Source organism: Mesorhizobium sp. ES1-6 (genome assembly GCF_020164775.1).
In the GTDB taxonomy this organism is placed as follows: domain Bacteria; phylum Pseudomonadota; class Alphaproteobacteria; order Rhizobiales; family Rhizobiaceae; genus Mesorhizobium.
In genome coordinates, this window is record NZ_JAIUGU010000008.1 from 214,032 (window position 1) to 224,808 (window position 10,777).

General features: G+C 64.4%; 12 protein-coding genes and 1 tRNA gene. 4 read left to right on the forward strand and 9 right to left on the reverse strand.

Features of this window, described 5'->3' with window-relative positions; all coding sequences use genetic code 11:
- Window positions 1-20: 20 nt before the first annotated feature.
- From LB564_RS20665 to LB564_RS20675, 3 genes are read right to left on the reverse strand one after another with little or no spacing between them, the layout of a single operon-like run.
- On the reverse strand, window positions 21-602 hold the full coding sequence (locus LB564_RS20665; RefSeq protein WP_140708495.1) for a cob(I)yrinic acid a,c-diamide adenosyltransferase: 582 nt from the start codon (window positions 600-602) through the stop codon (window positions 21-23).
- Between the two features lie 24 nt (window positions 603-626).
- Window positions 627-818 (reverse strand): twin transmembrane helix small protein, encoded by a 192-nt coding sequence (locus LB564_RS20670; protein ID WP_224540500.1) that lies wholly within the window; start codon window positions 816-818, stop codon window positions 627-629.
- 26 nt (window positions 819-844) lie between these two features.
- A complete protein-coding gene (locus LB564_RS20675) occupies window positions 845-1,711 on the reverse strand; it encodes an SDR family oxidoreductase (protein ID WP_224540502.1) in 867 nt (288 codons plus the stop codon).
- A gap of 59 nt (window positions 1,712-1,770) precedes the next feature.
- On the opposite strand from LB564_RS20675, the gene LB564_RS20680 reads away from it, so the two are divergent.
- Window positions 1,771-2,622: a YihY/virulence factor BrkB family protein gene (locus LB564_RS20680; RefSeq protein WP_027031240.1), complete on the forward strand. Its 852-nt coding sequence runs from the start codon at window positions 1,771-1,773 to the stop codon at window positions 2,620-2,622.
- A gap of 104 nt (window positions 2,623-2,726) precedes the next feature.
- Here LB564_RS20680 and LB564_RS20685 read toward each other — a convergent pair whose 3' ends face one another.
- Together LB564_RS20685 and gluQRS are read right to left on the reverse strand one after the other, a co-directional pair.
- Entirely contained in the window at window positions 2,727-3,623 is an 897-nt protein-coding gene (locus LB564_RS20685) for a DMT family transporter (protein WP_224540503.1), read from the reverse strand.
- A 143-nt stretch (window positions 3,624-3,766) separates the two neighbouring features.
- Window positions 3,767-4,642, reverse strand: coding sequence for a tRNA glutamyl-Q(34) synthetase GluQRS (gluQRS, locus tag LB564_RS20690; protein WP_224540505.1), 876 nt, complete (start codon window positions 4,640-4,642; stop codon window positions 3,767-3,769).
- A 75-nt stretch (window positions 4,643-4,717) separates the two neighbouring features.
- Here gluQRS and LB564_RS20695 point away from each other — a divergent pair, with 75 nt between their 5' ends.
- Together LB564_RS20695 and LB564_RS20700 are read left to right on the forward strand one after the other, a co-directional pair.
- Entirely contained in the window at window positions 4,718-5,359 is a 642-nt protein-coding gene (locus LB564_RS20695) for a DNA-3-methyladenine glycosylase family protein (RefSeq protein ID WP_224540507.1), read from the forward strand.
- A 190-nt stretch (window positions 5,360-5,549) separates the two neighbouring features.
- Complete coding sequence (locus LB564_RS20700) at window positions 5,550-6,107, forward strand: HNH endonuclease (RefSeq protein ID WP_027031236.1); 558 nt, start codon at window positions 5,550-5,552, stop codon at window positions 6,105-6,107.
- A 260-nt stretch (window positions 6,108-6,367) separates the two neighbouring features.
- Here the strand turns inward: LB564_RS20700 and LB564_RS20705 are convergent, their stop codons facing one another.
- Together LB564_RS20705 and LB564_RS20710 are read right to left on the reverse strand one after the other, a co-directional pair.
- Window positions 6,368-6,886, reverse strand: a complete 519-nt coding sequence (locus tag LB564_RS20705; protein ID WP_140710063.1) for a disulfide bond formation protein B — start codon at window positions 6,884-6,886, stop codon at window positions 6,368-6,370.
- A 25-nt stretch (window positions 6,887-6,911) separates the two neighbouring features.
- Window positions 6,912-7,502, reverse strand: coding sequence for a YqaA family protein (locus LB564_RS20710; protein WP_140710065.1), 591 nt, complete (start codon window positions 7,500-7,502; stop codon window positions 6,912-6,914).
- Between the two features lie 275 nt (window positions 7,503-7,777).
- Between LB564_RS20710 and LB564_RS20715 the strand changes: the two genes are divergently transcribed.
- Window positions 7,778-7,862: transfer RNA gene (locus LB564_RS20715), tRNA-Leu, on the forward strand.
- A 216-nt stretch (window positions 7,863-8,078) separates the two neighbouring features.
- Here LB564_RS20715 and LB564_RS20720 read toward each other — a convergent pair.
- Window positions 8,079-9,359, reverse strand: coding sequence for a GNAT family N-acetyltransferase (locus LB564_RS20720; RefSeq protein ID WP_224540509.1), 1,281 nt, complete (start codon window positions 9,357-9,359; stop codon window positions 8,079-8,081).
- On the reverse strand, window positions 9,359-10,759 hold the full coding sequence (locus LB564_RS20725) for a lipopolysaccharide biosynthesis protein (RefSeq protein ID WP_224540511.1): 1,401 nt from the start codon (window positions 10,757-10,759) through the stop codon (window positions 9,359-9,361). The genes LB564_RS20720 and LB564_RS20725 overlap by 1 nt, the downstream gene beginning before the upstream one ends.
- Window positions 10,760-10,777 lie beyond the last annotated feature (18 nt).

Consider the following 10,777-nt stretch of genomic DNA (forward strand, 5'->3'; position numbering starts at 1 on the left):
CCCTCCGCTTTCCGGTTCGTTCAGCGGTTCTTGCCGGGCACCCATAGCACGTCGGCATTTCCATTGTCATTGACCGCCCGGGCGGCGACAAACAGGAAATCCGAGACGCGGTTGATGTATTTCAGCCCGTCGCGGTTGACGTGTTCGGTAGGGTCCTGGGCCAGGGCGACCATCAGCCGCTCGGCGCGCCGCGCCACCGTACGGGCGAGATGCAGGGCGGCGGCGGCCGGTGTGCCGCCGTTCAGCACGAAGGATTTGAGCGGCCGCAGATCCTTGTTGAGGAGGTCGATGTCCTTCTCGACGCGGTCGGTCTGCGCCGGCGTGATCCGCAGCGGCTCGTAACCGAGCGGCTTGCCGTCATCGGGCACGGCGAGATCGGCGCCGAGGTCGAAGAGATCGTTCTGGATGCGCGACAGCATGGCGTCGATCGCCGGATGGCCGTCCGCCGTGTGGATCCGGGCCAGGCCGATACAGGCATTGGCTTCGTCGACCGTGCCGTAGGCGTCCACCCTGAGGTCGGATTTCAGCCGCCGCTCGCCCGTACCGAGGCCCGTGGTGCCGTCATCGCCGGTGCGGGTGTAGATCTTGTTGAGCTTGACCACGTCGTCTCCCCGCTGCCGACATCCTCACTTGCGGGTGAAATACACGGCCAGCAGGATCAGCACCAGCGCCACGGCCTGCAGCATGACGCGTGCCTGCATCAGCTTGTTGGAGGTGACGCCGGAACCGCCGCGCATCATGTTGATGAGGCCCCGGACCAGCACGATCACCACGGCGGCCATGACCAGAATGGCGAGGATGTTGAAGACGGTTGCCATTGTTGCGTTTCCAGTTGTTTTCGCGTTCAGGCGCGTTTGGCCATCAGGCGGTAAAGTATCGATGCCGGCAGGATGCGTTTGAGCGCAGCGCCGATCCTGGCCGGCACTGTTACCACATAGTGCGGACGCGGGCGCCGCGACAGAAGTGCATGGCGCAGAACCTTGTAGACCACCTCAGGCCCGGGTTTCAGCGCCGACTGGCTGCCGCCGGCGCGCAACCGCTCCAGTTGCGCGGCATAGTCGGCGCTGTGCACGGAATTCTCGATGTCGATGTTTTTCAGGAACCAGGGCAGGCCGTTGCTGGCGATCCTGGATTTTACCGGCCCCGGCTCGATCAGTGAAACATGGACGCCGCTGCCGGCCAGTTCCTGGCGCTGGCAGAGCATCAGAGCTTCGAGCGCATGCTTGGACGCCGAATAGGCGCCGCGAAAGCGCACCGGCACCAGACCAAGGATCGAGGAGCAATGGACGAGGCGGCCATGACCCTGGCGGCGCATCACCGGAACCAGCCGGCGGGTCAGGTCGTGCCAGCCGAAGAAATTGGCCTCGAACTGCTCCTTGAGCGCCGCAACGGACAGATCCTCGACGGCGCCGGCCTGCGCATAGGCACCGTTGTTGAACAGCGCGTCGAGCCTGCCGCCGGTGCGGTCGAGCACCGCCGCCACCAGGGCGGCGATGGAATCCGGTTCGCTATAGTCGAGGTAAAAAGCCTCGATGCCGTCCGCTTCGAGCGCGGCAATGTCTTGCGGCTTGCGCGCCGTCGCGAACACCCGCCAGCCTTCGGCCTTCAAAGCACGGGCGCAATAGGCGCCGATGCCGGAAGAAGCACCGGTGACGATGATGGCGCGCAACTCTGCTGCTTGCGAATTCGTGGTTTGACGAAGGGTTGCCATTTGCCGCATTCCCTTCCCATATTCGCGGCGTCGAGACAATCGAAGGGGAGCGCGCGTTCTTGCTGCGGAATATTGTCGCCCTGCGCCGCGTGCTCTACGACGCGCTCGGCCATTTCAACACCGATGACGGCTGGGCGATGGCCAGCCATCTGGCGATCACCTCGCTGATGGCGCTGTTTCCGTTCTTGATCTTCGCCACGACGCTGGGCAGCTTCCTCGGCGCCCAGGCCTTCGCCGACACGGCCGTGCATCTGGTCTTCGACACCTGGCCGGACCAGATCGCCAAGCCGATCGCGCATGAGGTGCTCAACGTGCTGACCGTCAGGCGCACCGACCTGTTGACCTACGGCGTGCTGCTTGCCGCCTACTTTGCCTCGAACGGCATCGAGGCGCTGCGCACATCGCTCAACCGTGCCTATCGGGTCACGGAGACGCGCGGCATCATTTATCGCCGGGTGCAGAGCATCTTTTTCGTGCTGATCGCGACCGCGGGGTTCCTGGCGATCAGCGTGCTCCTGGTGTTCGCGCCGTTGCTGGCGCGGCTGGCGGAAGCCCATTTCGAGTGGATCAAACCCTATACCGGCACGATCACTTTGTGGCGCTACGTCATTGCCTCGACCGTCATCATCGGCGGCCTGTTTGCCGTCCATTACTGGCTGCCGGCCGGCAAGCGCCGTTTCGTCTCGCTGGTGCCGGGCATCATCTTCACGCTGGCGGCATGGCTGATCGGCTCGACGATGTTTGCCACCTATCTCGACCATTTCTCGTCCTATGTGACGACCTATGCCGGCCTCGCCTCGATCATGATCGCGGTGGTCTTCCTCTACATCGTCTCGGCGATCTTCATCCTCGGCGGCGAGCTCAATGCCGCGATCAGCCGGTATCTGGAGGCGCGTGCGCGGGTTGGATGACCGGCCGAATTGAGGAATTGGAGAATTGAAGAACTGGAGAAATTAGGAATTGCACGCCGGCACCAGATGGCTGCAATTCCTCAATTCCTCAATTCCTCAATTCCTCAATTCCTCAATTCCTCAGTTCTCCCCTTGGCCTGTCGCGCTGTCGCCAGCCCGACGCCGAAGGTGGTGATCGCCATGCCGACGATCTGCAAGGCGTTGAGCTGTTCGTTGAACAGGGCCCAGGCGATGAGGGCGGTGACGGCGGGCACCAGATAGAACAGCGAGGCCACTTTCGACATCTCGCCGTCGCGGATCATCACCATCAACAGGAAGATGGCGCCGAGCGACAGCACCAGCACCAGCCAGGCCATGGCGAAGATCAGTTCGCCATTGATGACGACGGTGTGCGTTTCAAAGGCAAGCGCGGCCAGGATCATCAGCGAGGCGCCGCCGACATATTGCCACATGGTCGCGGCGACGAGGTCGCCGCCGGAAGCAAAACGCTTCTGCCAGATGGTGCCGGCGCTCATGCCGAGCACCGAAACCAGCGAGGCGGTCAGCGTCGCCGCCGTCACGCCTCCGCCGAGCGCCCCAAGTTTTGGCCACAGCACGATGACGATGCCGACCAGGCCGATGCCCAGGCCAAGCCAGTGGCGCGGCAGGATGGCCTCGCCTAGAAACTTGCCCGCAAGCACCGCGGTGATCAGCGGCTGCAGGCCGACGATCAGGGCCGAAAAACCGGCCGGCATGCCCCGATGAATGGCCCAGAAGACGGCGCCGAGATAGACGCCATGCATCAGCACGCCGGCGCCGGTGGCGTGCAGCGCCTCCTTGCTTGTGGCTCGCTTCGAGCCCAGCACAAGCGTCAGCAGGGCCAGCAGCACGGCGGCGATGACGAAGCGCACGGCGAGGAAGGTGAACGGCTCCGCCCACGGCATGGCATAGCGCGCGCCGATGAAGCCGGTCGCCCACAGGACGACGAAGGTGGCGGGGATGAACCGCTTGAGGCTGTGCATGTTCCGGGACCGCCACACTGGTGAGAACTGACCGTGGCGATGCTCTAGTCCCGTTCAGCCCGCCGCGCAAAACGAAACGATTGATCCATGGGTCATGGGAATTGAATTGGTGGCGAACGACAGGCGGTTTCCTGACGTGGCGGTCAAGACCCCACCATCCTTTCGACATCGTCCGGCGAAGCCCCCGCATCGCGCAAGGCGGCGAGGCCGGTAGCCCCGAGGCTCTTCGACAGTTTTCGTCCGTCCGGCCCGAGGATCAGCCGATGATGGAAATAGGCGGGCCGCGGCAAACCCAGAATGTCTTGGAGCAGGCGCTGCACGCCGGTCGCGGAAAACAGATCCTGTCCACGCACGACATGGCTGACGCCTTGCAGCGCGTCGTCCATCACGACGGCGAGGTGATAGCTGGTCGGGATGTCGCGCCGCGCCACGATCACGTCGCCCCAGTCCTGCGGACGGGCCTCCATGGAGCGCGTGGCGGAAAGCGTCTCATCGGTGAATTCGGTCCATGTGAGGTCCTTGCCGGCACGCGCCATGGCGGCGCCGACGTCCAGCCGCCAGGCGAACGGCGCGTTCCCGGCAATCCGCCGCTTCCGCTCCTTCATCGGCAGCGCCTTGTCGGCCGGGGGATAGAGCGGCACGCCGTCGGGGTCGCGCGGCCAGTCGCGGCCGCGCGCTGGGGTGTCGGCGATGAAAGCCCTGATCTCGCCACGGCTCATGAAGGCGGGATAGACCAGTTCCTCGCGGATCAGGCGCTCGAGCACCGTCCCGTATTCCGCAAAATGCTCCGATTGCCGGCGCACCGGCTCTTCCCAGGCCGGGCCGAGCCATTTCAGGTCGGCGAGCATGCCCGCCTCGAACTCCGGCGTGCAGCGCGTGATGTCAATATCCTCGATGCGCAGCAGCAGGCGGCCGCCTGACGCCTTTGCCAGCTTCTGGTTGAGCAGCGCCGAATAGGCGTGGCCGAGATGCAATTGGCCGTTGGGGCTGGGCGCGAAGCGGAATGTCAGGAGCGTCATGTCTCGGGCGGCAATCGGGTTGTGCTGTGGTTTTGGCGGTTGCTACTTTGCGGCACATTCGCGGACAAGGATACCATGCTGCGCATCGCCACACTGGACGACGTTGAGCGCGGGCTCGATGCGCTTTGCATCATCGATCCCCGCCTGGAAAAGGTGCGCGGCATGGCCGGCGAGGTGCCGCTGCGGCTCTCGGAGCCCGGCTTCAGGAGCCTGGCTTCGATCATCGTCTCGCAGCAGGTGTCTCGCGCCAGCGCCGATGCCATTTTCGGCCGGCTGACGAAACTGGTCGATCCGCTGACACCACAGGCGATCCTGGCCGCCGGCGAGGACATGTTTCGCGAGGCCGGCCTGTCGCGGCCCAAGCAGCGCGGCCTGAGCGCGGTCGCCCAGGCCGTGGTCGACGGGCTCGACCTGCATCACCTCTGTTCGCTCGACGCCGGGGAGGCGATCACGGCAATGACCGCGGTGCCCGGCATCGGTCCCTGGACGGCGGAAGTGTACCTACTGTTCGCCGCCGGACACCCCGACATCTTCCCGGCGCGGGACGTCGCCCTGCAGAGCGCTGTCGGCCATGCGCTCGGTATCGACCCGCGCCCAGCGGAGAAAACACTGATCGCCTTGGCCGAATCATGGAGCCCGTGGCGAGGTGTCGCATCGCGGCTTTTCTGGTCCTATTATCGCGAAACCAGGGGCAGGGACGCCGCGCCGCCAGCCTGAATCCGCAAAAAAGCATGAAAATCATGCGTTTTTCGCAGTGAGGGCGAGTGACAATCCGCTTCACATCCCTGTCATGTCAGGCTTACAGTATCCGCGCCGAACGGTCGGGCTTTTGAAGCTGCACGCGGTCCTTTGCGAGAGTCGAAATTTCGATTTTCGAGGGCGTGTGCGAACCAAGGAGGTCAACAAGGTGACGGTTGCCGTATCTCCGGATGGGCTTCCAGCGCTGGTGCTGAATGCGGATTACCGTCCGCTCAGCTATTACCCCTTGTCGCTCTGGTCCTGGCAGGACGCCATCAAGGCGGTTTTTCTTGACCGGGTGAATATCGTCGCCGAATACGAGCATGCGGTGTCCTCGCCGACCTTCTCGATGAAGTTGCCGAGCGTGGTCAGCCTGAAGGCCTACGTGAAGCCGTCGAGGCACCCGGCGTTCACCCGCTTCAACGTGTTTCTGCGCGACCGCTTCCAGTGCCAGTATTGCGGCACGCCAGAGGATCTGACCTTCGATCACGTCATCCCCCGCCATCGAGGCGGTGCGACGACGTGGGAGAATGTCGTCGCCGCCTGTTCGCCTTGCAATCTGAGGAAAGGCGGCATGATGCCGGCGCATGCCAAGATGTTTCCCCTGCAGAAACCCTACCAGCCGACGGTGCATGATCTGCACAATAACGGCCGCCTGTTCCCGCCCAACCATCTGCATGAAAGCTGGATGGATTATCTCTACTGGGATGTGGAGTTGGAGCCGTAGAGTTCGACGCGATCGGTCAGCCACGCAAATTGTCGATCCCGGTGCTGCCCCTCATCCGGCTGCCGCTCCCCGTATAGTGACTGGGAGAAGGGAACTGTCCGCGACGCCGGCACCGTTCTGCAACGTCGATGATTGGCGAAACCATTGACGACGGAATCTTTCTCCCCGTCATATACGGGGAGAAACGTCCGGTAGGACAATGAAGGGCGGCGCCGACGCATGCAGGGCGGCGCGAGTTTTGCTTCGTGCCGACTGAGTCGTCAGTCGCGAGAAAGCGCGCCACGGAAGGCGACGGCGGCGAGGATCAGGCTGGCGATGGCGTTCCAGCCGGCCAGCGACAGGCCGAGAATGCGCAAGGCGGCCTTATCGCAGGAGGGCGGCACGAATTTGTCGAGCGCGTCGAGCACGCCCTTGCCGCCGGTGTCGACCGGTCCGGCGCCCGCCGTGCAGTCGGTCGGGCCGGCCCACCACTGCCATTCGACGCCGGAGTGATAGACGCCGAGATAGAGGCCGTAGAGCATCAGGAGGCCGCCGATGGCCAGCAGGCCGCGCGTCAGCCATGCGGGCGCGCGCAGCATCGATGCGATCACCGCCAGCAGCATCAAGGGCACGCCGATGTAATAGGGCGTGCGCTGTTCCAGGCAGAGGTGGCAGGGGATATAGCCGCCAATGTACTGGAAGGCGAGCGCGGAGCCGACCGTCGCAGCCATGGCGACGGCGAGAAAGAGCGCTGCGCGCGTCCGCGGATTTCCGGTGCCGGCGGTCATGGTCGATGTCATCTCGGGGATCCGTTTGGTTGCGCTGCTATCCGTGGGCGTATCTGACGAGGATATAGAGCAAAATGAGGGCAACGGCGCCGGCGCCGACGATCAACCCCAAACGCTTTTCGATGAATTCCTTGATCGATTCGCCATAGCGGCGCAGCAGCCAGGCCAGCAGCAGGAAACGGGCGCCGCGCGCGACGATCGCCAGCCCGATGAACAGCAGCAGATTGACGCCGATGACGCCCGACAGGATGGTCACCACCTTGATCGGCGGCAAATGGGCGGCACCGGATGTGATCAGCATCAGGATGATGAAGCCGATGCCGGACGAGGTGCGCAACTGTTCGAACTCGTCATACTTGCCGTAGAATTCGAGAATCGGCCGTGCGACAGCCTCATAGGCGTAATGGCCGATGAACCAGCCGGCGACGCCGCCCAGCACCGAAGCGACGGTGGCGATCAGCGCGTAGCGGTAGGCGCGATCCGGCCGCGACAGCGCCATCGGCAGATAGAGCACGTCGGCCGGCACCAGGAACACCGAGCTTTCGACGAAGGCGATCAAAGCCAGCCACCACTCGGCCGACTTTCGCGCTGCCAGCGACAAGGTCCAGTCGTACAATCCGCGAAGCATCGGCTCTCCTAGTGCATGTGGCCCAAAACCGCGCGGCCGCGCTGGACAAAGGCATGGATCAAACAAGGACGCAAAGCGCGCCGCGTCCACGTCTCCAGACGCGCCGCGCTTTGATGCGCCGCCTGTCTAGAAAGATTTTCCGCGCTGCACAATGGCAGCCCCGTCGCGAAATCGAAAGGCGAAGATTGGTCGCATCCGGACGATCGCGAGAATTGGCCGTTGACGAACAGGCCTCCGACCGTATAGTCCGCGCCCATCCAGGCCGCCCGGCCTGAGCCCCTATGGCGGAATTGGTAGACGCGCTCGACTCAAAATCGAGTTCCGCAAGGAGTGCTGGTTCGATCCCGGCTAGGGGCACCACTTCCATGCTTCACCATCGCTTGCTCGCGGATCGTCCAGGCGAGCTCGGTGAGGCCATGGCTGTCCGATGACAATGGGGATGTCCGTCAGGTGACAGCAGGCGGGCCGGCTCTCGTGCTCGCCACTCATCAAGGACGCGGATTTCATGGCGCTCCATGCAGCCGGACAATCCAGAACGCAGGCTGATCGAATGTGGCCGGGCGCTGCGGCCTATCCTTACCGCCGCCGCAGCAAACTCTTCATCCGGTTGCGCAGCAGGCGCGCCATGTTGCGGGTTTCGCGATAGAGATGCAGCTGGGAGGCGGCCTGGCGGGCGAGGCGGTCGGCATCCCGGGTCAGCCCGATCACCAGCGTGCCGACCGGCTTGCGCTCGCTCCATAGCCGGCTCATCACCGGGTGGTCGGGCACGGCGCAGGAATCGGTCATCATGATGTTGGGGTCGTCGAGATGCTGCCTGGTGACCTCGATCATCAGCAGCGTGCCGGGCGAATAGGCGGCCAGCGTCTCGTCATAGGCCGTCTTCCAGGTATAGGCGACGCCGGCTTCGACGAAGACGATCAGGCAAGCGATGGTGCGCCCGCCCAGTGTCAGCGAATGGATGCGGCACATGTCCTGTTCGGCCAGCCGATGCACGGCCTCGCGGGCAAAGGCGGCGCGGAAGCGGTCGATGGCCATGGCTGTGCGCTCGCGGCCTTTCCAGCCGGATGCTTCCAGCGTCAGGAAGCTCTCGATGGCGTGGCGGATTTCCTCGGGGCCGCGTGCCACGACATGCTCGAGCACGCCGAGATCGCCAAGGCGCCGCTTCAGGCGGCGGAACTCGCGATAATGGTGGGCGCGCAGCGAAGCTTTCAGATAATCGTCGCCGTCGAGTTCGCTCTCCAGCACGGGCCGCGAGGTCTGGCCCGTGGTGACCAGCGTCAAGCCGCGCGTCTCGGCCACGGTGCCGATCAGGCTCGCCACCGGGCCGTCGAGCCTGATGTCGGGCAGGACCAGGACTTTCGGCAGCTTGAGATGCGGCCGCGACAGCATCGAGAAGAAATCCTCGACCACGCCAACCGGATCGTCGCGGTCGATCAGCGGCGTGCCGAGCGGGCCGAATGGGCTCGACCATGTGCGCATGACCGGCACACCGAGCGGCACCACGGGCCGTTCCACCGAGATCGGCACCAGCAGGCGCAGCCGGTTGCGGTATTCATCGCCGTCGCGGATCACGGCAAGACGCACCTCGCGGTCTTCCAGCCGGGGCATGGCCGGCGCCAGGAAACGCGGGTTGAAGAAGACGTTCGGCTCGATCGTGCGGGCGCAGAGATAGTCCAGTTCCTCGACCAGGTCGAAGCCGGCCGATGCCGGGTAGATGGCGAGTTTGCGCTCGGGCCGGTTGTTGGCGAGAATCTCGATATGGGCGGGGTCGGCGTCGCGCGCCAGGCCGGCAAGGCCGGACACCATGGCGCCGGCGGGACCGCCGCTGGTTTCCTCGAGCAGGGGGATGGCGGCCATCAGGCGGTTCCTTTGACGGGCACGAAGATCGCCATGACGATGCCGAGCTTGCGCCAGACCGTGAAGGACAGGGCGCTCGCCTCGAAGATCATGGCGAAGGCGGTGGCCATGGCCGCGCCCCACAGGCCGAAAAGCGGGATCAGCACAACGTTGAGCCCGATGTTGAAGGCCAGTGTCATGGCATAGACGGCGGCGCAGACATTCTGGTTGCCGCTCATGGTGAGCAGGCTTTCGCAGGGCCCGACGGCGGCGCGCGCCACAACGCCGAAGACGAGCAGGAACAGAAGCGGATAGCCCGACGTGAATTCCGGGCCGAACAGCACCAGCATCGGTCTTCCCAGCGCCAGCACCAGGAACGCCATCAAGAGCGAGGGCCAGAAGGTCCATGACACCGTCTCGCGGGCGAAGGCGGCGAGCTTTTCCGGCTCGCCATGGGTGAACTGCGCGTAGCGCTGGGCGACGCCGGCCTTGACCGCGAAATAGACGAAATGCACCAGCGCCAGCGTCTTGACCGTGGCGAAATAGACGGCGACGTCGTTGGGATCCATATAGGCACCGACCATCAGCACATCGGCATTGGTGAGCAGGAAGAAGAAGCTCTCGACCAGGAAGATCGGCAGCGAGACGACGAACCATTGCGCGAAATGCACTTTCATCGGGCCGGCCGGAATCTGCCTTTCCATGCGCTGGGTGACGCCGATCAGCTGAGACAGCGTGGTGACGTAGGTGGCCGCGATCGAGGCGAAGATCGCCGTCCGCGCATCGGGGGCGTACCCCGCCCAGAGCATCAGCGCCATGAACAGCAGGATCAGCACCGGCCGGATCAGGTAGGTTGGCGACAGCGCGAACAATGCCCATGAATTGGCGCGCGCCAGCCCTTGCAGCAAGTCCGACAGCGCGATCATCGGCAGGCAGATGACGCCGAGGATGAACGGTATCACGTAGTAGTTCTCGATCCAGGGCGCGGCCAGCCAGACGCCAAGGGCACCGAGGCCGGCGATGAGCGTCGAAGCGATCAGCACGAACAGCCGGCTGGCCACGACGATGCCGCGCAATTCGTCCATCAGGCCGCGCTCGCGGTATTCGGGAATGAAGCGGATGACCGATGTGTGGAAGCCGAGGCAGGCGAGATTGCCGACGATGACCATCGTCACCCAGACCAGGACGAAAATGCCGTATTCGAACGAACCCATCCAGCGCGCCATCAGCACCTGGCTGATGAAGGCGATGACGGCGCTGACGATGCGGATGGAGAAGGCGATGACCGACATGCGGCCGGCCTCGCCGCGCTCGTCGGCGGTGAACAGCACGGCGTCGATGCGGTCAAGCAGCGGCCCCACGCGCAGCGCCAAACGCTGCGGCAAGAACCGCCCGGCAGTCGTGGCCGCGGAAAAGCGCACCCCGATTTCTCTCCGTTT